Consider the following 26,466-nt stretch of genomic DNA (forward strand, 5'->3'; position numbering starts at 1 on the left):
GTCAGTTGTGCTCGTGTCCGGGGGTGCCGTGCTCGTCGGCGATGACGCCCTCCGGGCTGGGGATGGCGCCCGGGTCACCGACGTGCACGGTGAACTCGGCGGTGCGTACCACCCCGTCGTGGCGGAAGTCGAGATAGAGCCGGTACGCCCCGGCCGAGGGGAACTCGGCGCCGAAGCGCACCTGTGGCCCGGGTGCCGTCGACCCGTCGCCCGGCCTGCCCTCGGGGTGCACGTGCAGGTAGGCCAGGTCCCCCTGGCGTAGTGCGACCAGGTGGCCGTACGCCCCCAGGTACGGTTCGAGATCGCGGACCGGCACCCCGTCGCGGCTGACGGTGAAGGTCAGGGTGGTGTTGCCGCCCGGCTGGGGTGTCCCGTGGAAGTCGACGGTGTAGCCGTGGACCGTGCTGCTGCTGGCCGGGGCGGGCAGAGGCTGCTCGGTCAACTCGCCGGGCACGGTCACGTCGACCCCGAGGGTCAGCGGCTCGCCGCCGGTCGGGGTGAAGTCGGCGAAGGCCCGCCACACCCCGGGCGAACTCACCGGTGAGGCGACCCGCCAGGTGCCGTCGGCGGCCATCTCCGGGTGTACGTGCTGAAAGCCGGAGAGGTCACGCCGGGCGACGATCAGGTGCATCGGCTTGTCGTGCGTCACCTCGTACCGGGTCACCGGCTTGCCGTCGGGGCCGGTGACCCGGAAGGCGAACTCTCCCTCGGCGGCGGCGACCGGGACCAGGGTGTAGCCCCGGTCGGAGACGAGCAGCCCGCCGGGCAGATGCCCGGCGGCTCCCGATGCGTCGTGCCCGCCCGCCTCCTGCCCGGGTGCGGCGGTGCCGTGCGGGCCCGTGTCATGGCCGTCGGCGACGACCGGGGCGGCGGAGCCGGTCACCTGGCCGACCCCGTACGCCGCGCCGAACATCGCCGCGAGGCCGAGCGCGAAGCCGGTGAGCTTCGTCGCTGTGTTCATCGTTGCACCTCGGTTTTCCGCCGCCGGTCGCCTCAGGCGCCGAGCAGTTCGTATCCGGCCTCGTCGACGGCCGCGCGTACCGCGTTCTCGTCGAGCGGCTGCTCGCTGGTGACGGTGACCCGACCGGCGGGCAGGTCGACCGTCACGTCGGTCACGCCGGGCAGCGCACCGACCTGGCCGCTGACCGCGCTGACGCAGTGTCCGCAGGTCATGCCCTGCACCTGGTAGGTCGTGGTGACCATGGGGCTTCTCCTTTTCCGCCTGGCCCGGCCGAGGGGCGGCCGGTGCCACGAACATACCCGAGGGGGGTATCCCCAACGCGACCGTAGCATACCCCCTGGGGGTAGGCTATCCTCGTGCTCATGACCACACCGACGCCGATCCGCGGCTACACCGCCAGCAAGGACCAACTGCTCGCCCGGCTGCGCCGCGTCGAGGGCCAGGTGCGCGGCGTCGAGAAGATGGTCGACGAGGATCGCTACTGCATCGACGTGCTCACCCAGATCTCCGCCATCCAGGCCGCACTCGACAAGGTCGCCCTCGGCCTGCTCGACGGGCACGCCCGGCACTGCATGCACACCGGGGCCGCCGAGGGCCGCGCCGACGAGATGGCCACCGAGATGATGGCCGCCGTCGGCCGTCTGATGAAGCGCGGCTGACCCACTCTCCGGCCCACCCGTCGACCACCGCCCGGGCTCACGAACCGCCGACGGACCCCACGCGTCCTGCGATCCGTTCCTGGGCTGGCTACCATTCGCACACGATGGCCTGCCGACATCCGCGCCTTCCGGCCCACCGCGCCGCCGGACGCGCACCCGCACCGCCGCCGCTGCCCGGCGACGACGACGGCCGCCCCGACACTCACCGTACGCAGCGGTTCCGCCACGTTCCGGCCGCCTCGGCCGCCCACCGCGAGAGTCGTACGGTCGGGCTGAACCGACTCGCCCGCCGACACGTACTCCGCTGAAGAAATCGTTGGGAGACTATCGAATGGGCGCCGATCACAGCCGTGCCGCTCCGCCCACCCCACCCGGGGTGCGGCGGATCCTCATCGTGACGGTGGTCCCCCTCTTCCTCGCCACGCTGGTCGCCGCGCTGGTGCTCTGGCCGCGCGACGCCCCCCGCCCGGAGGCCGGCGACGACCTGCCCCGGTACCACGGCACGGTCACCCGGGTGGTGACCGAACCCTGTCCGCCCAACCCCGCGGTGCCGGAGGGCACCCCGACGACGGCCGGTGGCCCGTGCGGCACCGTCACGGTACGGGTGCAGGACGGCCCGGACGCCGGCCAGCACGTGGACGCCCCCATCCCGGCCGGGCCGGGCGCACCCTCGGTCAGCGTCGACGACGACGTCATCCTGGTCTCGTTGATCGACCCGGAGGACCCGGCGATCAGCACCTACAACATCGCCGAGCACCAGCGCGGTATGCCACTGATCTGGCTGGGGGTGCTCTTCGCCGCCGCCATCGTCGCCTTCGGACGCCTGCGTGGGCTGGCCGCCCTGGCCGGCCTCGCGGCCAGCTTCGCCATCCTGCTCACCTTCGTGCTGCCGGGCATCAGCGCCGGCCAGCCGCCGCTGATCGTCGCCATCGTCGGCGCCGCGTTGATCATGTTCGTGGTGCTGTACCTGACGCACGGGGTGTCCGCGCAGACCTCGGTCGCCGTACTCGGCACCCTCGGCGCGCTCGTACTCACCGGGTTGCTCGGCCTAGCCGCCACCAACGCGACCCACCTGACCGGCTTCGGCAGCGAGGACGCCACCACCCTGTCGATGTTCCGGGGCGACGTCGACCTGCACGGCCTGCTGCTGGCCGGCATCATCATCGGGTCACTGGGCGTCCTGGACGACGTCACGGTCACCCAGGCCGCGGCGGTCACCGAGTTGGCGCACGCCAACCCGAACCTGTCCCGCCGCGAGTTGTACCGCTCGGCGACACGGGTGGGCCGCGCGCACATCGCCTCGGTGGTGAACACCATCGTCCTGGCGTACGCCGGCGCGTCGCTGCCGCTGCTGCTCCTGCTCACCGCCGACTCCCGCGCGCTGGGTCAGATCGTGACCAGCGAGTTCCTCGCCCAGGAGATCGTCCGCAGCGTGGTGGCCACGCTCGGGCTGATCGCCGCCGTACCGCTGACCACCGCCCTGGCCACGGTGGTGACCACCGCCGGACGGCGCCGCACCGGCGCGAACGCCGCGCCCGGAGCACCCGACGACGTGGCCGTCGCCCAGCCGCGACCGGCGACGGACCGGGCCGAGACGCTCCAGGCCCTCAGCACACCGCGTCCCCGTCACACGCCCCCCGCCACCCGTTCGGAGTGGCCCGAACCGGACAGGAGCACCGACACCCCATGGTGACACTCCTCAACGTGAGCACGCCGACCGAAAGGATCGACAAGCGTGTCACTCGTCACCCAGTGCGATTACGAAATGACACATCTTGCCGGGTTCGGCGCGTAGAGGACCAGACCGACCGTCGGGTAACCTCACTGCCGGTCACCGCCGAAGGCGCGCACCGGCGCCTGCGGTGCCACCGCCCAATCGCCACCAGGCGAGCCGGGAACCCAGGTACGTGGGGTGAATCCGCACCAGCGGTAGGGGCCACTTCCGTCCCGAACCCGTCAGCTAACCCGGTCGGCGGTCGATGGAAGGGAAGACAGTGACGGCACCCCTACGCCGCTGGTTGACGCCCGTGGTGGCCGTGTTCGCCGCGTTCGCCGTCTTCGCCGGCCCGCTGCCGGCGACGGCTGCGCCGAAGCCCCCCAAACCGGCCGGCCATGACGACGACCCGCCGATGCTCAACGAGCTGATCGAGGCGACGAACCGGGACTACACCAAGGCCAAGTCCAAGCTGGAAAAGTCCAAGAAGAAGCAGCTCAAGCTCGCCGTCGAGGTCCGCCGCGCCGAGGCCGACCTGGACGCCCTCGCCCCACAGGTCGCCGAGATCGCCACCCAGTCGTACCGGACCGGCCGGGTGGGCGCGATCGCCATGCTGTTGCAGAGCAACGCCCCCGACTCGTTCATCCACCGCGCCGCCGCGCTCGACGAGTTGAACCTGGTCAACAGCAAGAAGCTGGGTGAGGTCAACGCGGTCAAGCGCCGCGCCGAGACGGCCAAGCTGGCGCTCGACGCCGAGGTACGCGAGCAGCAGAAGCTGACCAACGACATGGCCCGCAAGAAGAGCGACGCGGAGAAGTCGCTCCGCCTGGTCGGTGGCGTCGGTCTCACCGGCGGCCTGGTGGCCGCCACCTCTCCGGTCGCCCGACCCGGCCCCAACCGGGCAGCCGACGGCGGCTGGAAGTCCGAGTCGTGCAACCAGAACGACCCGACCACGTCCGGCTGCATCACGGCACGCACCCTGCACATGTACAAGGAGGTCAAGCGCGCCGGTTTCAACCGGTTCGTCGGCTGCTACCGACCGGGTGACAAGTGGGAACACCCCAAGGGCCGAGCATGTGACTGGTCGTTGCAGAACAGCGGTTTCCGCCCCTGGTACAACGACGACACCCGGATCTACGGCAACAACCTGGCCGCGTTCCTGGTCCGTAACGCCGACCGGTTGGGTGTCTACTACGTGATCTGGAACCGGCAGATCTGGTTCCCGGCGACCGGTTGGAGTTCCTACAGCGGCCCGTCGAACCACACAGACCACGTGCACGTCTCGATGTACTAGCGCACGTCCAGCATCGCTTCGAGGGCCGTCCCGCCGTCCGGTGGGGCGGCCCTCAGCTCGTCTGCTGACGCCCTCGGCGGCCCGGCGCTCGCCGTCAGGCGACGGGCGCCGCGACCTCGGCGACCAGCTCCGCCGGTTCCGCAGCCACCGCCCGGACCTCGCCGGCGGCCAGCCGGTACGACATGCCGACCACCGCGCAACGCCCGGCGGAGACCTCGGCGGCCAGCGTCGCCGACGATCCCAGCATCGCCGTCACGGTCTGCGCGATGTGAATGTCGACGATCTCGTTCAGGTCGTTCACCCCGGCGGCCTGCGCCTGGCGCAGGCTGGGCACCACGGCGTCCACCACCGCACCCAGGTGACCCGTGGGGGCAGTGCCGGTGGCCAGCGCCGCCCGGGCCGCCTGCACGGCACCGCAGGAGTCGTGCCCGAGCACCACCACCAGCGGCGTACGCAGCACCGACACCGCGTACTCGACGCTGCCCAGCACCTCCGGGCCGACGGTGTGCCCGGCGGTACGGACCACGAAGAGGTCACCCAGCCCGCGATCGAAGATGATCTCGGCGGCCAGCCGGGAGTCGGAGCAGCCCACGATCACCGCGAACGGATGCTGCTCGCCGGCGACGGCAGCGCGACGTCCGGCGTTCTGATTGGGATGCCACGCCGTATCGGTGACGAACCGCCGATTACCGGCCATCAGTTCGGCAAGCGCCAGCTGTGGCGCGCCCGGAAGATCCGCGGTGAGCAGTTCCCGCTCCGGCCGCAGCTCTGTTCCGATCGGTCCGGGTCGACTCATCCGGCGCCCCCTCGCTACTCATGCGATGCCTGGTCATCCCGGGCCGACACTGGTCACGGGCTGGTCCAACGGTCACACGCAGCGCAAGCCGCGTCAAGGAATGCGTGATATGGATTTCAGGTATCCCCGGACGCTTGCGCTCCGGGCCGAGCGGGTGCAGGGCCCGACGGCATAGCCCGAAAAAGCTGAAAGGCCCATACGATGGGCGACATGGCAACGACAGGCGAGCGGGAGAACGCCCGTAACTGGACTTTTCTCACCAACCACGGGCACGTACTGCTCGCCATCGCACGCAACCCCACCGCCCGGCTCCGCGACGTCGCCGACGAGGTGGGCGTGACCGAACGGGCCGCTCAGGCCATCGTCGCCGACCTGGAGGCCGAGGGTTACCTCCAGCGCACCCGCGTCGGGCGACGCAACGAGTACACCCTCAACCCGTCCGGTCGATTCCGGCACCCCGCCGAGGCCGATCGCCAGGTCGGCGACCTGCTGGCGCTATTCACCGAGGAGCCAGTGGCCGGCACCACGTCGTAGCCCGGATCCCTGCCGCACATCCGTCCCGCGCGTGGTGGCCTTCGCCACCCCTGAACGAACGGGCCGCTGCGGTTGTCCCGCAAGGGCGATAGGTTTGACCGCGTGCCGAGTCTCGCGTTCACCCGTCCACTGTGGTCGGTGACGCGCTGCCCGCTGGCGGATCTGACCCGCCTGGCGCTGACGGCACTCATCCTGGCCGTCGGCCTCGGCGGCATCACAGCCACCGGCCTACCCGACGGCACCGCAGACCTCCCGGCCGCCCCGCCCGCCGCCGCACTGCCCAACCGCCCCGGGGACGCCCCCGCGACCGCCCGAGCCCTCTGGCCCGGCAACAACGAGTCGACACTCACCCTGGCGTCAACGCGCACCCGGCCCCGCAACGACGAGTCGACGCTCACCTCGTCCTGGAACGCGTCAGCGCTCACCTCGTCCTGGAACGCGTCAGCGCTGTTCTCGTCCTGGAACACGTCAGCGCTGTTCTCCCGGGACGAGTCGGCGCTCGTCTCGCCCGTGAGCGTTGTGCATGCCGCAGCCGTGGTGCCGCACTCCGAGCACACCGATGCCGGAGCCGTCCGCGCCAGCGCCCGGCCTGCCGCCGTACGCCTCGCCGCCGGCCCCGGTGAACCGACCCGGCGCGGCCCTCCGACCGCCTGACCTCGGCAGGCTCACGACCACTGGCTGGCTTTGCAACCTCACCTGGCCGAGTCGGGTCGGGCTCGCACCACCTGACCGGCATCGGCACCCACACGCCACCCGCCGGTGAGGACCCGCCCGACCACGAGTCACGGTCACAGGTTGCAGCCGACGGCCACGAGTCGCGGTCGCGGACCACGGCACGGGTTGCAGGCCACGGCCACCGGGCCGCAGTCGGAGTCTGCCGCGGCGAGACGCCGCCCAGCCCTGTTCCTCCCTTTCCAGCACAGTCGACGAACCCCATCCGCTACGAGGTGCTGATGATGCAGATCGCTCTCTCCGCCGTCCTGCCCGACGTGTCCCGGGCCGCCGTGATCTGGCTGAGCCTGTTGGGCATCGTCGTACTCGCCGTCTCCGGCCTGCTGCTGCGTCCCCGGCGACTCCGGTTCGACGCGGGTGCCCGGATCCGGGAAGCCGCCCTGCCGACCCCGCCGGAGCAGCGGGAAGAAGATCGCTGGGCGGAAGAGGTCATGGTGGCCGCCGACCGCGCCGAGGCAACGGCTCGCCGCCGACGCGACGAATGGCTCGCCGCACAGGACGAGGCCGAGCAGGCGTGGGAGGCGTACCAGACTGCGGAGGCGGACGTACGCCGGTTGGCCGAAGCCGCGAGCATGCCGCTGCCGCACACCCCACGCACCCCCGCCGAGTACGCCGACCGGGAGCGCTGGCTGCACCGGGCGGTGCTGGACGCGTACTGGCGGCGGGAACTGTCGGTGGAGCAGCTCAGCGATGTCTTCGCGCACCGCGGCTGGGATCCCCGCCTGCACCCGGTCCAGCAGGAGTTGGTGCTGCGCCGGGCGATACGTGACCACCTGTTCGCCCGACAGCGGGTCGCCCGGGAGCGGGAGCAGGAAGCCTGGCACGCCGCCGAGGTCGCCGCCGCAGCCGCCCGCAACCTGCGAGCCGAAACCACCACCGCCCTCCTGGCCGCCGACCAACAAGACTCCCTCCTCCCTCTCCTCACCGACCCCACCCCACCCACCACCGAACACGCCAACCCCGAACAGACCCGCGAAATCCCCCCCACCCCCATAGCCCGCCCCCCAGCCCCCGCCTACTAACCCACCCCCTCCCCACCCCTCCCACACACCCAACCCCCTCCCCACCCACCCCCAGCCCGCGTTGATCAAGACGTTTTGGTCTGCCTCAGCCCGATTTCCGACCAAAACCTCTTGATCAACGCGAGGGACCGGTGCCGCGAGCCGAAACCAAGGCCGGAGGGCGGGATGGGATGGGGGTGTCGGGGGGAGGGTGGGTGGGTAGGACCTCGCCGACGCGAGGAGGGCGACGTGGTCGCAGCGGGGGGTGCCGGGCGCGAGCCCGATGAGGCGGCGCACCGGGCGGCAGCGGCAGAAGCCGGGCCACGGCAGACGTGGACGGCCCTGCCCTGGCTGGTGCGCACCGCTGTGGTGTGGAGCGCCTGCCTGGTGGTGATCGCCGCTGGGCTCTACCTGTTGGCGCGGATCACGCTGCTGGTCACACCGCTGGCCATCGCGCTGGCCGCCACCTTCTTCCTTGCCGCGCTGCTCGACCCGGTACAACTCGCGCTCCGCCGGCTGCGGCTGCCTGCCTCGCTGGCCGCGCTGCTCACCGTCCTGCTGCTGCTCGGCATCCTGGGTGGCCTCGGGGTGCTGGTGTGGAACCTGACCGCCAACCAGTTCAGCGAACTGGGTGACGAACTACAGCAGGGCCTCGGGCGCACCCGGGATTTCATCACCTCCACTCTGCCCGTGACCGACCAACAGCTCGACGGTCTGATCGACCAGCTACGCAAGGCGGCCACCGAGCAGGAGGTCGACCCGGTCGCCAGCGCCCGCACCGTGACCGAGGTGTTCGGCTCCGCCCTGCTCGCCCTGGTGCTGCTGTTCTTCCTGCTCAAGGACGGCCGGGCGATGTGGCACTGGACGTTGCGCCGGATGACCGGGCCGAACCGGGAGGTCGCCGCCGAGGCGGGGCGGGTCGGTTGGCGCACGCTCGGGTCGTACACCCGAGGCACCATGCTGATCGCGGCCATCGACGCGATCGGCATCGGCCTGGCACTGGTGCTTCTCGGCGTGCCGTTGGCCTTCCCACTGGCCTTGATCACGTTCATCGGCGGGTTCGTGCCGATCATCGGGGCGACCGTGGCCGGCGCGGTCGCGGTGCTGGTGGCGCTGGCCGCCAACGGTCCCACCACGGCGCTACTCACCCTGGCTGCGGTGATCGCCGTGCAGCAGATCGAGGGGAACCTGCTGGAACCACTGGTGATGAAGCGACAGGTACGGCTGCATCCGGTAGTGATCCTGTTGGCGGTCACCGCCGGCACCCTCATCGCCGGCATCGCCGGTGCCTTTGTCGCGGTGCCGATCGCCGCCGTCGCCTGGCGGGTCATCGACAGCGTGCTGCGCCAACGCCAGGCTGCCGCAGCACCCCGACCGGCACCTGCGGCACCCGAGGAACCCCCGGCCACCGCAAATCCCGCACCCGGCTGAGGTACAGGCACTCCGGCCCGCCGCGCAAGCGTCAAGTGGGGCTACACGCTGTCCGCCCTCGACGACGCCGGCCTGGTAACCCCGCCCGTCGCTGACCGACCATCTACCCCGCCTCAACCCCTTTGCTCTGCTTCAACCCACGCAACGGATCCTGGTCGGGAACTGTGCGTGGGTTGAAGCAGAGCAAAGGGGCCAAGGTGGGACCTGGTGCCTGTCGACGACGGGCACGGGGGAGGGCGCGATGGTGTCAGGCCCGGGTGAGCTGGGGGTGCAGGTGATCGTGGAACCAGTCGGCCGCAGCCTCGGCTACCTGTTCCAGGGTGCCGGGCTCCTCGAAGAGGTGTGTCGCACCGGGGATCACCCGCAGGTCGGCCGGGGCCGTCAGTTGGTCCAGGGCGTGCCGGTTGAGCGAGATCACCGGCTCGTCGAGGCCGCCGACGAGCAGCAGGGTGGGGGCGCGCACCTGGCCGAGGGCGGTGCCGGCCAGGTCGGGGCGACCGCCTCGGGACACCACGGCGTACACCTGCTCGGGCCGTCGGGCTGCCGCGACGAGGGCGGCGGCGGCACCCGTACTGGCGCCGAAGATGCCGATCCGGGCCGTGTCGAAGGGCTGCTCCGAGACCAGCCAGTCCACGATCGTGGCCAGGCGGCGGGACAGCAGGTCGATGTCGAAGCGTAGTTCGGCGGTGACGGCGTCCGCCTCGGCCTCCGCCGGGGTGAGCAGGTCGACCAGTACGGTGCCGAGCCCGCCCGCACTCAGCGACCTGGCCACGGCGAGGTTGCGCGGACTGTGCCGCGAACTGCCGCTACCGTGCGCGAACAGCACCGCTCCCACCGGCTGGGCCGGAATCAGCAGGTCCGCCGGCAGATCAGCCCCACCGGCGGGGATCGTCACCGCATTGCCCCGAACGTCCATCGTCATCCTCCCGATCACGGGCCAGCCGCCCCCACCGCCGAGCCGATCCCCGCAGGCGTCGCCGGGACCGGCCCACCCCGCAGGCGCCGATGTCGCGTACGACAGGCATACCCCGCCCGGCGGTCACCACGCCGACGCTCGCGAGCGTTTGCCGGGGATCGGGTCGGGTAGCCGTCGCGGGACCGCAGACGGACCGGTGCCATCGGGTACCGGCGACCAGATCGCGAGGACCGTCATGCCGCATCATCACCGTGAGCCCGTCGACCAGGCCGCCGAACGTGAGCGGCAGAAGCAGGACGCCCCGCGTGGTCGGGACTGGGCGGACGAGGCTGCCCAGGCACGGTCGGCCGACGATCCTCGGGCCCGAACACCCCACGACCCCACCGGACGCCCTTCACAGGGCGAACCGATCTGACCGGCCGCACCCACGGCCCTCTGCTCAGAGCACACGCTCCGGGCAAGGGCTCGGGGCAGGGGCTCAGGGCACGCGCTCAGGCAGGTGCTCGGGCAGGCGGAGCAGCGGGGCGCGGCCGGGGGGCTGCTCCACCGGGGGCAGGTTCTCCGGCGGTGGGGGAATCGGTAGGGTCACCGGCTCCGCAGCGGTGACCTGCACCGATTCGCCGTGGTGGCGTACCTCCATGGTGGCGTCCGGGTCGGTGTGGTGGTGCAGGACGTACGTCGTCTCGTGCGGTCGTACGGTCACTCGCAGCCGGATTCCCCGGCACTGGAGCGAGAACGCCAACCGACCGATCCGGCTGGGCAGGCGCGGGGCGAACGAGGGTACGCCGTCGTGATCCCGTAGCCCACCGAAGCCGGCGACCAACGCGATCCACGCGCCGGCCAGCGATGCCATGTGCACGCCGTCGCGGGTGTTCTCGTTCAGGTCGTGCAGGTCCATCAGCGCTGCCTCGCGCAGATAACTGTGCGCCAGCTCCAGGTAGCCGACCTCGGCCGCCAGCACTGACTGGGTGCAGGCCGACAGCGACGAATCCCGCACCGTACGCCGCTCGTAGTAGAGGAAGTTGCGCAGCTTCTCCTCGTCGGTGAACGCGTCACCCCGCCAGTGCATGGCCAGCACCAGGTCGGCCTGCTTGACCACCTGCTTGCGGTACAGGTCGAAGTACGGGTAGTGCAGCAGCAACGGGTACTTGTCCTGCGGGGTGTGCGCGAAGTCCCATTCCTGCAACCGGGTGAAGCCCTCGACCTGCTGGTGCACGTCGATCTCGTCGTCGTACGGGATGTGCATGGCCGCGGCGGCGTCCCGCCACGCGGCGGCCTCCTCGTCGGTGACCCCGAGGTGGAAGGCCTCGTCGCGGTAGCGCATCGCCACCTCTGCGGCGGCGCGCAGATTCCGCTGCGCCATCAGGTTGGTGTAGATGTTGTCGTTCTTGACCGCCGTGTACTCGTCGGGGCCGGTCACCCCGTCGATGTGGAACTGGCCGTTGCGGTCGTGGTGCCCGAGGGAGCGCCACAACCGGGCGGTCTCCACCAGCAGGGTCAACCCGATCTCGCGTTCCAGCTGCTGGTCGCCGCTGATCAGCACGTAGCGCCGCAGCGCGTCGGCGATGCCGGACGCGACGTGGAAGGCAGCCGTGCCGGCCGGCCAGTAGCCCGACGACTCGGGACCTTCGATGGTCCGCCAGGGAAAGGCGGCCCCGGCCAGGTTGAGTGTGCGGGCCCGCTCGTGCGCCTGTTCCAGGGTCGAGAATCGCCAGTACAGCGCGTCGCGTACCGCCGCCGGATGGGTGTACGTCAGCACCGGCAGCACGAACATCTCGGTGTCCCAGAACGCGTGTCCGTCGTACCCCGGGCCGGTGAGACCCTTGGCGGCGATGGGCCGGCGTTCCGCGCGGGCACCGGCCTGGAGCACGTGGAACAGCCCGAACCGGACGGCCTGCTGGACCTCCGGATCGCCGTCGATCTCCACGTCGGAGGCGTCCCAGAACTCGTCCAGGTACTCCCGCTGCTCGCGGACCAGCCCGTCCCAGCCGTCGAGTTTCGCGGCGGCCAGGGCGGCACCCACCTGGTCGCGCAGGGCGGGCAGCGAGCGCCGGCTGGACCAGCCGTAGGTCAGGTACTTCACCACGCGCAGCCGCTGGCCCGGCTCCAGTACGCAGCCGACGGTGGTCCGCACCCAGTCCTCGTACCCCTCGGACTCGATGGTGGTGCGCGACGGTGAGTCGACCTCGTGCCCCATCGCCGCGGCGACCCGTAGCCCGGAGACCTTGGTGCGGTGCAGCAGCAGCCCGCCGTCGGAGGTGGTCAGTTCCTCCTCGGCCTGCAGGGGCGACTCCAGCACGGCGGCGACCCGGGGGTCTCGGCTCTGCGGCGGCAGGGCCTCGTTGGCCACCAGTTCCGATTGGACGATCAGCCGCAGCGGCTTGTCGTCGGCGACCTCCACCTCGTAGCGCATGGCGGCCACTGACCGCTGCCGGAAGGAGACCAGTCGGGTGCTGTGCACCCGCACCTCCCGGCCGGCCGGCGAACGCCAGTGCAGGGTCCGGTGCAAGGTGCCGGCCCGCAGGTCGAGGACCCGTTCGTGGGCGAGCAGCTCGCCGTAGCGCACGTCCAGCGGCTCGTCGTCGACCAGCAGCCGGATCAGCTTGCCGTTGGTCACGTTGACGATGGTCTGACCGGACTCGGGAAAACCGAAACCCGCCTCCGCGTACGGCAGGGGACGCAGCTCGTAGAACGAGTTGAGGTACGTGCCGGGCAGTCCGTGCGGCTCTCCCTCGTCAAGGTTGCCGCGCAGCCCGACGTGCCCGTTGGAGAGCGCGAAGACCGACTCGGACTGGGCGAGCACGTCCACGTCGAGCTGGGTCTCCCGGACGTGCCACGGCTCGACCGGGTAGGCCCGCTCCCGGATCACTCGGGCCGTCCGGCTTCGAGCAGTTCGGCCAGGTCGGTGACGACCACGTCGGCGCCGTGGGCGCGCAGCGCGTCGGCCTGCCCGGCCCGGTCGACCCCGATGACGTACCCGAAGCCGCCGGCCCGCCCGGCCTCGACTCCGGCGAGCGCGTCCTCGAAGACGGCCGCCTGCTCCGGCTGGACGCCGAGCAGCTTCGCCCCGGCGAGGAAGGTGTCCGGATGCGGCTTGCCGCGCAACCCCTCGGCGCGTGCGGTGAGTCCGTCCACCCGTTCCTCCAGCAGCGGTTCGAGCCCGGCGGCGGCGATGACCTCCCGGCCGTTGGCGCTGGCCGTGACGACCGCGCGACGCAGCCCGGCCGCGGCCACCGCCTTCAGGTACGCCACCGAACCGGGGTAGACGTCCACACCGATACTGCGGATCCGCTCCAACACCAGGGCGTTCTTCTGGTTGCCGATCCCGTGCACGGTCTGCGTTCCCGGCGGGTCCTCGGCCGTCCCCTCGGGCAGAGTGATGTTCCGCGAGGCGAGAAAGGTGCGGACGCCGTCGAGCCGGGGTCGTCCGTCCACGTAGCGGTGGTAGTCCGCGCCCGGATCGAAGGGCTGGTACGCCGTACCGCCGGCATCCGCGTGTCGGCGGAGGAAGTCGTCGAACGTCTCGGTCCACGCGGCGTTGTGCACCCGGGCGGTCTGCGTGAGCACACCGTCCAGGTCGAAGAGACACGCGGTCACGTGATCCGGCAGGCCGAGCACCGCACCAATCTATCCACGGTCGCCGTCCGGCAAACGCACTTCGCCCAACCCGGCGCGCCGGACCGGGGCGTCAGCGCCAGCCGACGTCGATGCGGTCGCCGCGTTCGTCGAAGAAGTGCAGGGCATCCATGCGTACCTTGATGGCCAGCGGGTGACCGGCGGAGACGGCGGGGTACGGCGCGAGCCGGACCGCCAGTTCGGCCGGACGGCGGTGATGACGGCCGGGGTCGGCCAGCACGCTGGCCTGGCTGCCGCTGTTCGGGTTCGCCTGCGGCACCGCGGCCCGGCCGGTGAACCGCTGCATCACCTGACCGAAGCGGCGCAGGCCGCGCTGGCCGAGCGGGGTGTCGCTGTCCGGTGCCGCGCCGACCTCGTCCACCACGATCGCGGTGGCGCCGATGTCGAGGAAGGCCAACGACTCGTGCCCGTGGTGTTCCAGGTAGCGGATCCGGCCCTGCAGGACGTCGCCCGGTGCGTCCGGGGCGACCGGGGTGAGCGCCTCGGCCCGCATCCCGACCACGATCCGCTCACCGTGGTAGTGCGCCACCGCACGGCTGCGGATGTCGTCCCACGGCAGGTAGAGCGCCTGCTCGCCGAGGGTGAGGGTGACGTACCGGTCGAGGTGGACGTAGACCGACGCCTCCAGCAGGTTCATCCGCGGGCTGCCCAAGAAGGCGGCGACGTAGAGGGTGGCCGGGCGGCCGTACACCTGGGTCGGTGTGCCCACGTCCTGGAGGACGCCCTTGCGCATGATGGCGACCCGGTCGGCCATGGTCAGCGCCTCGGCCTGGTCGTGCGTCACATAGATGGTGGTGACCCCCAGCTCGCGGGTCAGGCCGGAGATCTCGGCCCGCAACTCCGCTCGCAGCCCGCTGTCGAGGTTGGACAGTGGTTCGTCCATCAGGAACAGCTTCGGACGGCGCACGATGGCCCGGCCCATCGCGACCCGCTGCCGCTGCCCGCCGGAGAGTTGGCTCGGGCGTCGTGCCAGCACGTCACCGATGCCGAGGGCGCTTGCCACGTCGGTGACCCGCTCGCCACGCGGGGCCGGTTCGACGCCGGCCAGCTTGAGCGGGAAGGCGATGTTGTCACCGACGCTCATGTGCGGGTAGAGCGCGAAGTCCTGGAAGACCATCGCGATCCCGCGCTCCCGGGGCGGCAGGTCGTTGGCCACCTCCCCGTCGAGCATCACCGCCCCCGAGGTCGGCTCCTCCAACCCGGCGACCATGCGCAGCACCGTCGATTTGCCACAGCCGGACGGCCCGAGCAGCACCATGAACTCGCCGTCGTTGACGTCGAGATTGATGCTGTCCACCGCGACCGTGCCGTCTCGGAAGACCTTCGTGACATCCTTGAGCGCGACGGTGCTCACCGTCTCCCCCCCACCTCGTCTGCCGAACCCGGCAATGACTGTGACCAGGATCATGGCGGTCGCACATCGGGTAAACGTGTCATGTTCCGGTCGTGACAGACGTATTACGTTCCATCGAGTGGCGACTATCGGCTGAATCCTCCGGACTCAGCCGGAGATGTCACCGAGAAAAACCCGACGAACCACCCGCTGTGCGGCCTGCCCGTCCTCCAACGCACAGAAACGCTCCCGGAACCGCGCCCGGGTGTGGTCGGCCGCGACGGAGTCCGACAGCCCTGCGCGCAACACGTCCAGCAACTCCGGGAAGGTGCGTGCCACCGGGCCGGGCGGCTCGGCGAGCAGGTCGAAGTAGACCCCACGGGTCAGCCGGTACGCGTCCCAGTCCGGCGCGTAGATGACGATCGGCCGGTCCAGCACCGCGTAGTCGAACATCGCCGAGGAATAGTCGGTGACCAGCACGTCGGCCGCCAGATAAAGCTCCTCGACCTGGGGGTGGGCGCTGACGTCGATGATGCGGTCCCGGCCCGCCGGCGGCCACGCTCGACGATTGCGGTCGTGGAAGTAGTGGCTGCGCATCAGCAGCAGCCCGGACGGGCCGATCGCGTCGAGCACCCGTTCCGGGTCGAACGGCGGCCGATAGCCGGGCAGGTGCTCCCGGTGCGTCGGGGCGTACAGCACGACCTGCTCGCCCAGGCCCGCGCCGAGTGCCGCGCGCAGCCGCAGCACCTCCTCGGTGGTCGCGGTGACCAACCGGTCGTTGCGCGGATAACCCACCTCCAATGTGGTGTACGCGGCCGGATAGGCCCGCTCCCACATCTGGGTGGAGAAGCTGTTCGCGGTGATGCTGTAGTCCCAGCGGTCCACCCGGCGCAGCAGGCCGGCGAAGTCCATCCCGACCGCGCCCAACGGGTAACGCTGCTGGTCCAGGCCCATCACCTTGACCGGCGTGCCGTGGTGCGTCTGTACGTGCACCGAACCCGGCCGTTTACGCACCGAGTCCGGGAAGTTGACGTTGTTGATCAGCCACTTCGCCCGGGCCAGCACCCGGTGGTACGCGGGGGTCCCGGCCACCACGTACTCGATGCCCTCGGGCAACGTGTGCACCCGGTCCCGCCGGACGATCCACACACCTCGGATCTCCGGTGCCGACTGCCGGGCCGCCTCGTAGATCGCCGCCGGGTTGCACGCGTAGCCGCGGTACCAGTAGGCCGCATAGACGGCGAGGTTCTCGTCCAACGGGCGACGCAGTTCGGCGCGGTGGTAGCCGTACAGCGCGACGTCCCGAGCGGCCCGTACGGTGGCCTTGGCCGGCGGCACCACCCGGCGTCTGACCCGCCCGGCGGTCCGGCGGGCCTTCTCCCCGGTCCGGCTGGTGGCGCGCAACGCCGAGTACGTCCGCCACTGCCCGGCCGCCACCAGCCGGTGCTTGAGCCCTTCCACCCCGGCGGGAATCCGGTGGCCGCCCGGCGGCCGGAAGCGGGCGTGGTCGATCGTCACCCGGGCGAAGAAGGTCGGCCGCAGTTCCGCCGGGATGCGGTCCTCGTTGCCGAGCACCGTCAGGTAGTGCCACATCATCCGTTCGAACAGCGCCGCCCGCAGTTGCCCGGCGTCGAACCGGTCGGCCTCCCGGAACACCCGGTGCCACTGCTCGAAGACCTCGAAATGCCGCTCGCCCTGGGTCTTCGTGATCGCCCCCGCCCGCCGCTGCCGGTAGTTCACACAGACCGTGTCGAGCACGCCGATCCGGTCGGCGGCCAGCAGCACCGGATAGCTGAACGAGACGTCCTCGTACCAGCCGGGGGCGAAGCGCAGCCCGACCTCGGCCAGGAACTGCCGCCGGACCAGCCGGTTCCAGGCGGTGTGCAGCAGTTCCAGGGTCTCCGGTCGTTCCCGCAGCCGGAAGGTGACCGGCCCGGTCGGCTCCGGGAACACCTCGGCCATCGCGCTGCCGGTGACCATGTCGTCCCAGTGCGCGCGAACGTGGTCGACCAGCAGCACGTCGGGCCGGGTGGTGTGCAGCCGCTCGGCCACCTCGACCAGGCAGTCGGGCACCAGCCAGTCGTCGCCGTCGACGAACCAGACGTACTCGCCGACGGCCCGGTCCAGCCCGGCGTTGCGGGCCGGGCCGAGCCCGAGGTTGCGGTCCAGCCGGACGGCGCGTACCCGGTCGTCGCGAGCCGCGTACTCGTCGAGGATGTCGCCGCTGGCGTCGGGCGAGCAGTCGTCGACGCCGATCACCTCGATGTCGGTGACCGGCTGGGCGAGGATCGAGTCCAAGCATTCCCGCAGGTAGCCCTGGACGCGGTAGGCCGGGACGACGAAGCTGATAAGCGTCATCGTCCCGGCCTCCGTCAGATTGTCGTGCTCCTCCCGGCACCCGCCGGCACCCGTGCCGGCCGGACGAACCAGGCCAGCACCACACTTGCCACGAAGAGCACCAACAGGTAGATACCGAGTGTAGCCAGACCAATACTCACAATTCCGGCTATCGCCACCACCGCGAGTAGCACCGACCGCCCCTCCCAACCGAGGGTCGCCGCGTGCAGCGGCGGTGCCGGTTGCCGCTTCTCCAGCCGGGCCACCAAGTCGTAGTGGTGCAGGGTCAGCACGAAGACGTACCCGAAGATCAGCCAGGCGGGCGCCTGACCGATCACCCCGACGGCGATGGCGAACACGTACTCCGCAGCCCGCAGCGCCGCCGGCACCAGCCAGTCCAGCGGCCCGTTGTGCGCCGCGCCGGCACCGGCCGCACCGAGCAGCAGCATCAGCAACGCCACCGGCACCGCCCAGCGCAACCAACCCGCGTCGGCACCCACCAGCAGCGCCGTGACCAGCAGCGCACCCGCGCCGAACGCGGCGAGCACCGCGAGCACCAACGGACCCGGACGACGCAACACCGGCAGCCGGGCGGCCAGCGGGCCGTCGTCACGGTGCAGGGTCGCGTCGAGCGTGTCCAGCACCGGCACCCACATCCACCGGGCCCGCAGCGTACGCAGCGCCCCGGTGTACGCGAACGCCAGCACACCCCAGGTCAGTACGGCCAGCAGCGCGATCCGCTGGTTGAACAGCGCGGCGGCCACCGCGATCAGCGCCCACCGTTCCCCGATCGGGAAGACCACCGTGCGCTTGAGCCAGTACGACAGCGACCCGGTGTCGGCCTGCACCTTCGTGGACGCGGCGTTGAGCCGGTCACCGATGCCACCACCACCGCCGGTGCCGACCGCCTTCGGCCGCCGGGCCGCCTCGTCGTGCAGGACGCCGTACCACGCGTCGGTCATGTGTCGTACGGTCTGCAACGTCATCGCGGCGATCGCCAGGGCCCAGCCGTACCGGACCCCGGCCGCCGTGGCGCCCCAGCCGAGGCCGGCGTAGACCACGTACTCCTTGGCCCGGTCGGCCATGGTGTCCAGCCAGCCGCCCCAGGCGCTGAAGTTGCGGGTGTAGCGGGCCAACTGGCCGTCCACGCAGTCCAGCACGAACCCCAGGTAGAGCAGCACCCCGCCGGTGACCAGGGCGAGCCGGCCGCCGCTGGCGAACAACGCCGCCGCGGCCACCGCGAACGCCACCGACAGCATCGTCACCCCGGTCGGGCTCAACCCCAACCGGGCCGCCGCCTTGGTGACGTACGGGGACCAGGTGCTGACGAAGTACGTGGTGAAGAAGTCGTCCTTCTCCTTGACCGACAGCCGCAACTCGGCCCGGTCCTCGTCCACCTCGGCAACCGCGGCCCGCGCCCCGGACAGCCCGCTCTCGTCGTCGACCCGGTGCGCCACCAGCAGGCGTACCCGCTGGGCGAAGACCAGCACACCCTGGGCGGTGAGCCCGGTGAAGACCTGGTCCACGGCGGGCCCCGGCGGCTCGACGCGCGGACCACCGTCCCCGTGCCCGGCGGCCACGTCGGCCAGCCGACCGGTGGCGGCGGCCCGGGCCGCGGCCACCAGCGCCGGCAGGTCGTCCCGGCCGACCCGCACCGCGCCACCGAAGATCCCGGTGGCCTCGCCGTCGAGCCGGTGCGCCGGCCCCGCGTCGACCACCTGGCCGCGCTCCTCGCGGACCGTCGTGCGACCACCGGCGGGCGGGTCGGTGAGCACCAACGCCACCGTCGGCCCGACCGGGCTGGTCACCAGATGCCGCAGTACGGCGGTGTGCGCGACCAGGTCGGCACCGCTGACCACCACCGGGCCGGTCGACCCGCCGACCAGGTCGGCCAACTCGTCCAGGTCGGCCGCGAACCGCACGTCGGTGACGCCGGCCGACCGCCACTGCGCGGCCAGCCGATCCGCCAGCGCCGTACCATCGCCCGCCGGCAGGCTCGCGGCCGGCGAACCGGCGGCGAGCACGATCGCGAGCGTCACCGGGGAACCGCGTCGTGGTACGCGGCCAGCGCCTCGGCGATCGTGCCGTCGACGCTCAGCCGGCCCGCGTCGAGGAACAATCCTCGACGGCAGAACCGGGTCAGGTCCTTTTCGTTGTGTGACACCAGCACCAGAGTGCGCCCCTCCCCGAGCAGACGATCGATGGTCGTGTAGCACTTCGCGCGGAACTCGGCGTCCCCGACCGCCGTCACCTCGTCCATCAGCAGGATCGGGTGCGGCAGGTGGGAGATGATGGCGAAACCCAGCCGGACCTTCATTCCGGACGAGTAGTGCCGCACCGAGGTGTCGATAGCCCGTTCCACCTGCTCACCGGCGAACGAGACGATCTCGTCGAAGTGCCGTTTCAGGTAGCCCGAAGACAGCCCGTGCAGCCCGCCCACCAGATACAGGTTCTCCCGCCCGGTGAGGTCGTTGGAGAAGCCGGCGGAGAGTTCCAGCAGCGGCGCGACGTCGCCGGAAACCCTGATCCGCCCCTCGTCGGGAATGAGCACCCCGGCGATCAGGCGCAACAGGGTGCTCTTGCCGGTGCCGTTGCGGCCGATCACGCCGACGGTCTCGCCGGGCGCGATCGAGAAGGTCAGGTCGCGCAGCGGCCAGAACTGGCCGTCGCTCGCGCTGCGCCGCCCCCGGTGGATGAGCAGTTCGCGCAGCCGCAGCTGCCGCCGACGGTTGCGGACGAACCGGATGCCGAGACCCTCCGCCTCGATGATCGATTCGCCCATCAGAGTTCCTTGAGCACGGCGGGTTCGAGCCGGCGGAACGACCACCAGCCGGCGACGAGCAGCAGCAGACTGATGCCGACGGTGGTGGCGAGCATGCGGGCTGACGGGAACTCGTCCGGGTACCACACCGAGTGGTGCAGTTGGAAGATGCCGACCAGCGGGTTGAGTTCGTAGCCCAGCTTGAGCCAGCCGGGGAGGCCGGAGCCCTGGACCAGGCTCAGCGGATAGATGATCGGGGTGGCGTAGAACAGCACCCGGATGACCAGCCGCATGAACCGCTCCACGTCACGCATCAGCACGTTCCACGCGGACAGCAGCAGCGCCACCCCGATCAGCAGGGTGGCCTGCACCAGCACGGCCAGTGGCAGGGCCAGCAGCGACCAACCCGGATCGATCTTGCCCTCGGCGGCGTACCAGATCGCGATGCCGGCCAGGATCGGCAGGCCGGCGGCGTACTCGGCGAACCGACCGACCACCCGGCCGATCGGAAACACCTGCCGGGGCACGTTCATCGTGGTGATCAGCCGGGACTGGCCGGTCAGCGCGTTGGTCGCCTCGCTCAACGCCGAGCTGGTCCACATCCAGGCGAAGATCCCGGTGATCAAGAACAGCGGGTACGACCCGGCGGCCTCGCCCAGGTGTCGGTTGGTGTCCCGGGAGTACAGCACGCCGAAAACGAACCAGTAGATCGCGCCCATTCCCAGGGGCTCGATCAACGACCAGAAGTAGCCCAGCACCGACTGCTGGTACTTGACCGCGAGATCACGCCGGACCAGGATGCGCAGCGAGTTGCGGTGCGACCACAACGCCCCCACGCCAGAGGTCACCGTCGTTCTCCCGCCTACTGAACGGACGACAGGTTAGCAGTCGGTGAACTTCGTCCGTTCAGCACTCGATCACGTTGACCGCGAGACCGCCGCGCGCCGTCTCCTTGTACTTGACCTTCATGTCGGCGCCGGTCTCCCGCATGGTCTTGATGACCTTGTCGAGCGATACGGCGTGCACCCCGTCACCGCGCAGAGCCAGCCGGGCGGCGGTGATCGCCTTGATGCTAGCCACCGCATTACGTTCGATGCACGGTATCTGCACCAGGCCGCCCACCGGGTCGCAGGTCAACCCGAGATTGTGTTCCATGCCGATCTCCGCGGCGTTCTCCACCTGCGCCGGCGTGCCACCCAACGCCTCGGCCAACCCGGCGGCAGCCATCGAGCAGGCCGAGCCGACCTCGCCCTGGCAGCCCACCTCCGCGCCGGAGATCGAGGCATTCTCCTTGAACAACACCCCGATCGCGCCGGCCGCGAGCAGGAACCGCACCACCCCGTCGGCGCTGGCCCCCGGCACGAACCGCGTGTAGTAGTGCAGCACCGCCGGAATGATCCCCGCCGCACCATTGGTCGGCGCGGTCACCACCCGCCCACCAGCCGCGTTCTCCTCGTTGACCGCCAAGGCGAACAGGGTCACCCAGTCCATCACGTGCAGCGGATCCACCACCCGCGCTGCCGCCCCCGCCTGCGGGTTGGCTGGACAATCGGCGACTGGCTGCCCGGTGGCTGGTTGCACGGCGGCCGGGTGCGGCGTGGCCGGGTGCGGGTTCGCTGGGTCCGCGGCGGCTGGCTGCGGGGTCGCTAGGTGCGCGGCGGCTTGGTGCGGGGTGCCTGGGTGCGGGGTGGCGACGTCTGCTTCCAGGCTGCGGCGTAGTTCGGCGGCGCGGCGGCGGACCTTCAATCCGCCCGGCAGCGTGCCGTCGCGGGAGCAGCCGCGCTCGACGCACTCCTGCATCACCCGCCAGATGTCCAACAGCCCGGCCCGCACATCCGCCTCGGACCGCCAGGACAACTCGTTGGCGAGCATCACCTCGCTGATGGACAGCCCGGTCGAGGCGGTCACATCCAGCAGTTGCGCCCCGGTGAAGAAGGGATGGCGGACCTCGGTGCTGTCCGGCTTGATCCGGTCGGCACCCGCCGCCGCCTCGTCGACGACGAACCCACCACCAACCGAGTAGTAGGTGCGCGTCCTGACCTCGGCCCCGCTGCCGTCGTACGCCGAAAAGATCATCCCGTTCGGGTGGTACGGCAGTGACCGGCGACGATGCAGCAGCAGATCCCGATCCGGGTCGAAGTCGATCTCGTGCGTGCCGAGCAGCGCCAGCCGCCGCCGCGACCGAATCTCCGTCACCCGAGCGTCGACAGCGTCGGTCTCCACCGTCTCGGGCACCTCACCGGCCAGGCCGAGCAGCACCGCACGGTCACTGCCGTGGCCGTGCCCGGTGGCGCCGAGCGACCCGAACAACTCGGCCCGTACCCGACTCACCTCGCTGAGCCGACCATCGGCCTTGAGCCCGTGAACGAACGTACGCGCCGCCCGCATCGGCCCCACCGTGTGCGAGCTGGACGGCCCGATGCCCACACTGAACAGGTCGAACACACTGATCATGCCCACACCCCTCGCCCTGCGCCGGGATCACCGGTCAACAGACGATGAAGATCGCCACCGCCCCCGTCACCAAGGCCGGCACCAGCGCCCCGATACGGACGCCCAACCCTCCGAGCCTAACCCCCACCCACCCTCCCTCCCCCCACCCCACTTCCCCCGCCGATCTTGCACTTACGGTCGCCTATTGCACCTGATACGCCCGTTATGCCCCGACCAAAACTCCATGATCGACGAGGCAGGGAGCGGGGCGCGCGCAGGGGCGGGCGGCCGCGGGCGCGCGGGCATGGGGTGTGGATAGGGAGGAGGGCGCGGGTATGTACCTACGGGTGGGCTGGGGAAGGTTCGTTCTCGGGACGGAGGGCGGGGGCAGGTCCTGGCCCTAGCGTTGATGTCAAGAGCGGCGGATCGCCGCAGAGGGGAACTACCACGATGAGTCGCAAGCTTGTACGGCCCCGGCAGGGGCGCATGTTCGCCGGTGTCTGCGCCGGCCTGGCCCAGCGTTTCGGCATGTCGGCCGGGATGGTCCGGCTGCTGTTCCTGCTGTCGCTGCTGCTGCCCGGCACCCAGGTCATCATCTACCTGGCACTGTGGATCATCATGCCCAACGAGGACCGCTACCTGGCAACCGCCCGCTGACCCTCCCCCCACGCCGGGCTCTCACCGGCAGGGCGCCCACCCCGCGAGGCACCCGCACACGAGACACCCGCACACGAGGCGCTCACCCGCAGGGCACCTGCCCGCGAGGTGCCCGCACGCGAGACGCCCACCCGCTGGGCACCCACCCGTGGGGCGCAGGCAACTTCGGGGAAAGTGCTGCCAAACGGGGGCCGGAGGCAGCAACTTCCCCGAAGTTGCCCCACCTACCGGATGGGTCCGGCGGTGGGGCGGCGGGTCAGGGGGCTATGTAGGTGACGGTGACGTGCTCGAAGCCGAGGGAGGCGAGCAGGCCGACCAGCATCTTGCGGGTGTTTTCCTCGGCGCGGGCAATCAGCCCGCTGTCCCGCGCTGCGGCGGTGATCCGGTCCTCGGCGAGCTGGTAGACCTGCTGCTGCCGGTTCGGGTCACCGTTGACCAGGTCACCGACCCGGTTGAGCAGGCCCCGCTCCTCCGCGAAGACGTAGCTCTTGTCCAGGTCGAGGTTGGTCTCGGCGAGCTGCGGGGCCGGCAGCTTGATCTCGACGGACTTGCCGTCGGCCGACTGCACGATCGCCCCCTCGGTGAGGGTGCCGAAGTCGACGTACGCCTCGACGCTGCCTGATCCGACGAAGAGCGTGCGCTGGTTGAGCAGCCAGTCCGGCACGTTCCGGCGGTCGTTCTGCAGGTCGACGACGACCTGAAAGTTGCCCTCGGCGGCCACGTAACGGCTGAGATCCTGCATCGACTCCAGCAGCGCCGGCTGACTGCGGTCGGTCTGCTCCTTGCTGAAGGGATTGCGGAACTCGGGCAGGATCCCGGTGGTCTGCACGCCGAGCAGCACCACCACGGCGAGCGCCGCCGCGCCGAGCACCCAGAGCAGGGCCCGTGCGGCACCGCCGCCCGATGGCGGCGGGGGCGGAACATCGGACCGGTCGTCCGGGTGCAGGTCAGTGTCGGGGAACCTGCTGGTGGGCTCGTTGATGTCGCCGTCGCGTGCCATCGCCCTCACCGTCCTTGTCAGACGCGTTGTCTGTGATGACGGTAAGCCCCCTGTACGACAGCCGCTCGCCGAGTCACCCGATCGCGTGTTTCAGCAGTTCAAACCGCATGTTGTCACCGAACCGGAGCGACACGCTCAGCGCCGCCCGGAGCGACGCACTCAGCGCCCGACGGAAGTCACTCGACCGCTTCGGCGAGTACGAACACCCGGGCGTGGATCTGGTTGCGCTGTTGCAACGCGGCGCGCAGCGCGCGGTGCAGGCCGTCCTCCAGGTAGAGACCACCGTTCCACTGCACCACGTGCGGGAACAGGTCACCGTAGAAGGTCGAGTCCTCGGCGAGGAGCTTGTCCAGCGCCAACTCGCGCTTGGTGGTGATGAGCTGGTCGAGGCGCAGCGGGCGGGGCGGGATCTCGGCCCATTGCTTGAGTGTCAGGTTGTGTTCCGGGTAGGGCCGCCCGTCCCGGACCGCTCTGAAGATCACGACGGCACGCTCCCCTCCCCCTGTCCGGGTCGTACCACGACGCCGACGCGGGTCGCGGCACGGTGCCGCGCCCCGCGGCACCGATGTCGGTGCCAGCGTAGCGGCCCCCCGCACCTCACGTTCTGCTCCCTGGTGCCAGTTTCGCTACCGGTAGTCCGGTTCTCAACAGGACGAAACCACCCGTTCGGGTCAGCTCCACCGTCCTCGGCGGACCACTTCGTCCACCGGACGACGCCCTCGACGCAGTGAGGGTGACCGATGGTCGGGTGCGCGATAACCGACAGTGACAGCCCCGATCGGGTGGTACTCCTCCGGCACACCGAACGCCTCCCGGTAGGGCTCCAGCCGCTGCGGCGGAATCCCGAAGAAGCAGGAACCCAGTCCCTCGTCGACCGCCGTCAGCATCATCAGCAGAGCGGCGAAACCGGTGTCGATGTACCAGTACGGCACCGGCCAACGGTCCGTCGAGCGGTCCGCCCAGCCCTTGTCCGCTTCGGCGTACCGATCGAGGTAGACCGAGCGGTTGGCGTGCGGCACCACGATCAGCGGAGCGCGGCGCATCCCGGCCAGCCACCGGCCCGTACCGCCGCCTTCCGGGGTGGTGGCGGCCCAGAACCGCTCCCGGTCCGCCGGTTCCTCCAGCACCAGGAACCCCCAGCCCTGGGAGAACCCGGCGGACGGGGCCCGCACCGCGTGGTCCAGCAACCGTTCCACGACTTCCGGCGGGACCGGACGGTCCGGGTCGTAGTTACGCACCATTCGGCGTCGCCGGACGACGTCCGCGAACTCCACCTGTCTCTCCTCGATGCTGGGCCGGGGCGGCCGGTCGACGTCCGATCAGACTCCGGGCCGGATTCCCCAGGCACCTTGCCAGGTCTCGCCGGGTGCCAGGACGATCAGATCCCGACCGGACCGGAACGCGTCCGGCGGGCAGGTCATCGGCTCCACCGCCACCGACCGCCGGAACCGCTCACCGGTCAGTGTGTCGCCCGTGTAGACCTGCCACCAGCCGAACTGGGCGTCCGCCCAGATGCTCAGCCCGCTGGACCCGTCCGGGCCGCGCAGCGTCACCGCCGAACCGTCGTCGTCGCGGGTCACCTCCCCGAAGGCGAGGTCCAGCACCGCATCGCCGATGCGCCGCGGCTCGGTGTAGTCGTACTCGGTGCCGGCCACCGGGGTCACGCCGACCGGCAGCAACCGCCCGTCCACCAGCATCCGGCTCCGTCCGGGCACCTGCAACGCGATCTCCTCCACCGGTACGCCGGGCAGGCGTAGGTACGGATGCACCGAGAAGCCGAACGGCACCGGCTCGACCCCGGTGTTGGTCACCTCGTGCTCGCCGCGCAGCCCGTCGGCCCCGACGCTCCAGCGGGTACGCAGTCGCAGCGGCCACGGGTATCCCGGCTGCGGCGGCAGGTCGAAGCCGATCGTGACCTCGTCCGGCCGCTGCTCGATCAGGTGCCAGGACGACCAGTTGACCAGGCCGTGGATGGCGGTGTTCCGCTCCGGCTCGGTGATGTTGAGCTGCAACGACTGCCCGTCGAAGGTGTAGACCCCGTCCCGGATCCGGTTGGGCCAGGGCGCGAGCACCTGACCGGCCGAACCGGGGCAGATCTCGTCGGTGGCGTACCCGTCGACGTGCTCGACGCCGTCCTGGCGGTAGGTGCGCAGCCCGCCACCCACCTCGACGATGACCGCCTCGTGACCGGCGGCGGCAATGGTCCACTGTGCCCCGGAGAGGGGACGCGGCTCAGGGCTATCCATGTCGCCAGACCCTAGCTTCCAGGTC

Annotated in this window: 26 protein-coding genes, 1 pseudogene and 1 riboswitch; of the genes and pseudogenes, 10 read left to right on the forward strand and 17 right to left on the reverse strand. The window is 70.8% G+C overall.

Annotation, left to right across the window (positions count from 1 at the left end):
- Position 1 precedes the first annotated feature (1 nt).
- Positions 2-961 carry a DUF8832 domain-containing protein gene (locus JMF97_RS27325; protein ID WP_203224135.1) on the reverse strand — a complete coding sequence of 320 codons (960 nt, stop codon included), beginning with the start codon at positions 959-961 and terminating at the stop codon, positions 2-4.
- Positions 962-993: 32 nt separating this feature from the next.
- Entirely contained in the window at positions 994-1,203 is a 210-nt protein-coding gene (locus tag JMF97_RS27330) for a heavy-metal-associated domain-containing protein (protein WP_203224136.1), read from the reverse strand.
- A 120-nt stretch (positions 1,204-1,323) separates the two neighbouring features.
- Between JMF97_RS27330 and JMF97_RS27335 the strand changes: the two genes are divergently transcribed.
- The 4 genes from JMF97_RS27335 to JMF97_RS27350 all read left to right on the forward strand — a co-directional run bounded on the left by JMF97_RS27335 (position 1,324) and on the right by JMF97_RS27350 (position 4,628).
- Complete coding sequence (locus JMF97_RS27335; RefSeq protein ID WP_203224137.1) at positions 1,324-1,620, forward strand: metal-sensitive transcriptional regulator; 297 nt, start codon at positions 1,324-1,326, stop codon at positions 1,618-1,620.
- A 104-nt stretch (positions 1,621-1,724) separates the two neighbouring features.
- Positions 1,725-1,928 (forward strand): hypothetical protein, encoded by a 204-nt coding sequence (locus JMF97_RS27340; RefSeq protein ID WP_203224138.1) that lies wholly within the window; start codon positions 1,725-1,727, stop codon positions 1,926-1,928.
- A 23-nt stretch (positions 1,929-1,951) separates the two neighbouring features.
- Positions 1,952-3,313, forward strand: coding sequence for a YibE/F family protein (locus tag JMF97_RS27345; protein WP_203224139.1), 1,362 nt, complete (start codon positions 1,952-1,954; stop codon positions 3,311-3,313).
- A 166-nt stretch (positions 3,314-3,479) separates the two neighbouring features.
- A riboswitch (cyclic di-AMP (ydaO/yuaA leader) is annotated at positions 3,480-3,610 on the forward strand.
- A 4-nt stretch (positions 3,611-3,614) separates the two neighbouring features.
- The gene (locus JMF97_RS27350) at positions 3,615-4,628 is read left to right on the forward strand and encodes a coiled-coil domain-containing protein (RefSeq protein ID WP_203224140.1); all 1,014 of its coding nucleotides are present in this window, start codon (positions 3,615-3,617) and stop codon (positions 4,626-4,628) included.
- Between the two features lie 94 nt (positions 4,629-4,722).
- Here JMF97_RS27350 and JMF97_RS27355 read toward each other — a convergent pair whose 3' ends face one another.
- Positions 4,723-5,325 carry a carbonic anhydrase gene (locus JMF97_RS27355; RefSeq protein WP_238360278.1) on the reverse strand — a complete coding sequence of 201 codons (603 nt, stop codon included), beginning with the start codon at positions 5,323-5,325 and terminating at the stop codon, positions 4,723-4,725.
- 300 nt (positions 5,326-5,625) lie between these two features.
- Between JMF97_RS27355 and JMF97_RS27360 the strand changes: the two genes are divergently transcribed.
- The 4 genes from JMF97_RS27360 to JMF97_RS27375 all read left to right on the forward strand — a co-directional run bounded on the left by JMF97_RS27360 (position 5,626) and on the right by JMF97_RS27375 (position 9,122).
- On the forward strand, positions 5,626-5,958 hold the full coding sequence (locus JMF97_RS27360) for a helix-turn-helix transcriptional regulator (RefSeq protein ID WP_013731144.1): 333 nt from the start codon (positions 5,626-5,628) through the stop codon (positions 5,956-5,958).
- A 102-nt stretch (positions 5,959-6,060) separates the two neighbouring features.
- Positions 6,061-6,612, forward strand: coding sequence for a hypothetical protein (locus JMF97_RS27365; protein ID WP_203224142.1), 552 nt, complete (start codon positions 6,061-6,063; stop codon positions 6,610-6,612).
- Between the two features lie 299 nt (positions 6,613-6,911).
- A complete protein-coding gene (locus JMF97_RS27370; protein ID WP_238360245.1) occupies positions 6,912-7,712 on the forward strand; it encodes a hypothetical protein in 801 nt (266 codons plus the stop codon).
- 228 nt (positions 7,713-7,940) lie between these two features.
- Positions 7,941-9,122 carry an AI-2E family transporter gene (locus tag JMF97_RS27375; protein ID WP_203224144.1) on the forward strand — a complete coding sequence of 394 codons (1,182 nt, stop codon included), beginning with the start codon at positions 7,941-7,943 and terminating at the stop codon, positions 9,120-9,122.
- A 247-nt stretch (positions 9,123-9,369) separates the two neighbouring features.
- On the opposite strand, the gene JMF97_RS27380 is transcribed toward JMF97_RS27375, so the two are convergent.
- Positions 9,370-10,038, reverse strand: coding sequence for a dienelactone hydrolase family protein (locus JMF97_RS27380; RefSeq protein WP_203224169.1), 669 nt, complete (start codon positions 10,036-10,038; stop codon positions 9,370-9,372).
- A gap of 235 nt (positions 10,039-10,273) precedes the next feature.
- Between JMF97_RS27380 and JMF97_RS31570 the strand changes: the two genes are divergently transcribed.
- Positions 10,274-10,453 (forward strand): hypothetical protein, encoded by a 180-nt coding sequence (locus JMF97_RS31570; protein WP_013731139.1) that lies wholly within the window; start codon positions 10,274-10,276, stop codon positions 10,451-10,453.
- Between the two features lie 63 nt (positions 10,454-10,516).
- On the opposite strand, the gene JMF97_RS27385 is transcribed toward JMF97_RS31570, so the two are convergent.
- From JMF97_RS27385 to JMF97_RS32415, 9 genes and pseudogenes are all read right to left on the reverse strand, one after another.
- The gene (locus tag JMF97_RS27385) at positions 10,517-12,907 is read right to left on the reverse strand and encodes a glycoside hydrolase family 65 protein (RefSeq protein ID WP_203224145.1); all 2,391 of its coding nucleotides are present in this window, start codon (positions 12,905-12,907) and stop codon (positions 10,517-10,519) included.
- Positions 12,904-13,656 carry an HAD family hydrolase gene (locus JMF97_RS27390; RefSeq protein WP_203224146.1) on the reverse strand — a complete coding sequence of 251 codons (753 nt, stop codon included), beginning with the start codon at positions 13,654-13,656 and terminating at the stop codon, positions 12,904-12,906. The genes JMF97_RS27385 and JMF97_RS27390 overlap by 4 nt, the downstream gene beginning before the upstream one ends.
- Before the next feature lie 70 nt (positions 13,657-13,726).
- Positions 13,727-15,028 (reverse strand): ABC transporter ATP-binding protein, encoded by a 1,302-nt coding sequence (locus tag JMF97_RS27395; protein WP_203224147.1) that lies wholly within the window; start codon positions 15,026-15,028, stop codon positions 13,727-13,729.
- Between the two features lie 147 nt (positions 15,029-15,175).
- Complete coding sequence (locus JMF97_RS27400; RefSeq protein WP_203224148.1) at positions 15,176-17,365, reverse strand: bifunctional glycosyltransferase/CDP-glycerol:glycerophosphate glycerophosphotransferase; 2,190 nt, start codon at positions 17,363-17,365, stop codon at positions 15,176-15,178.
- 14 nt (positions 17,366-17,379) lie between these two features.
- Positions 17,380-19,383, reverse strand: coding sequence for a DUF5941 domain-containing protein (locus JMF97_RS27405; RefSeq protein ID WP_438803779.1), 2,004 nt, complete (start codon positions 19,381-19,383; stop codon positions 17,380-17,382).
- Positions 19,380-20,126, reverse strand: a complete 747-nt coding sequence (locus JMF97_RS27410) for an ABC transporter ATP-binding protein (protein WP_013731133.1) — start codon at positions 20,124-20,126, stop codon at positions 19,380-19,382. Before JMF97_RS27410 ends, JMF97_RS27405 begins: the two co-directional genes overlap by 4 nt.
- Positions 20,126-20,953 (reverse strand): ABC transporter permease, encoded by an 828-nt coding sequence (locus JMF97_RS27415; RefSeq protein WP_203224149.1) that lies wholly within the window; start codon positions 20,951-20,953, stop codon positions 20,126-20,128. The genes JMF97_RS27410 and JMF97_RS27415 overlap by 1 nt, the downstream gene beginning before the upstream one ends.
- A gap of 58 nt (positions 20,954-21,011) precedes the next feature.
- Positions 21,012-22,013 (reverse strand): L-serine ammonia-lyase, encoded by a 1,002-nt coding sequence (locus JMF97_RS32410; protein ID WP_438803781.1) that lies wholly within the window; start codon positions 22,011-22,013, stop codon positions 21,012-21,014.
- A 90-nt stretch (positions 22,014-22,103) separates the two neighbouring features.
- A pseudogene (locus JMF97_RS32415) lies at positions 22,104-22,559 on the reverse strand (serine dehydratase beta chain); the annotation flags it as partial.
- 429 nt (positions 22,560-22,988) lie between these two features.
- Here JMF97_RS32415 and JMF97_RS27425 point away from each other — a divergent pair.
- Positions 22,989-23,195 carry a PspC domain-containing protein gene (locus JMF97_RS27425; RefSeq protein WP_043719459.1) on the forward strand — a complete coding sequence of 69 codons (207 nt, stop codon included), beginning with the start codon at positions 22,989-22,991 and terminating at the stop codon, positions 23,193-23,195.
- A gap of 256 nt (positions 23,196-23,451) precedes the next feature.
- Here JMF97_RS27425 and JMF97_RS27430 read toward each other — a convergent pair whose 3' ends face one another.
- The 4 genes from JMF97_RS27430 to JMF97_RS27445 form a co-directional block, all read right to left on the reverse strand.
- Positions 23,452-24,195: a DUF4230 domain-containing protein gene (locus tag JMF97_RS27430; RefSeq protein ID WP_203224151.1), complete on the reverse strand. Its 744-nt coding sequence runs from the start codon at positions 24,193-24,195 to the stop codon at positions 23,452-23,454.
- A 176-nt stretch (positions 24,196-24,371) separates the two neighbouring features.
- Entirely contained in the window at positions 24,372-24,677 is a 306-nt protein-coding gene (locus JMF97_RS27435; RefSeq protein ID WP_093404142.1) for a type II toxin-antitoxin system VapB family antitoxin, read from the reverse strand.
- Between the two features lie 189 nt (positions 24,678-24,866).
- On the reverse strand, positions 24,867-25,469 hold the full coding sequence (locus JMF97_RS27440) for a nitroreductase family protein (protein ID WP_013731127.1): 603 nt from the start codon (positions 25,467-25,469) through the stop codon (positions 24,867-24,869).
- Positions 25,470-25,514: 45 nt separating this feature from the next.
- Positions 25,515-26,441 (reverse strand): aldose 1-epimerase family protein, encoded by a 927-nt coding sequence (locus JMF97_RS27445; protein ID WP_203224152.1) that lies wholly within the window; start codon positions 26,439-26,441, stop codon positions 25,515-25,517.
- Positions 26,442-26,466: the final 25 nt, after the last annotated feature.

It is taken from the genome of Micromonospora fiedleri (assembly GCF_016774385.1).
GTDB classification, from domain to species: Bacteria; Actinomycetota; Actinomycetes; order Mycobacteriales; family Micromonosporaceae; genus Micromonospora; species Micromonospora gifhornensis.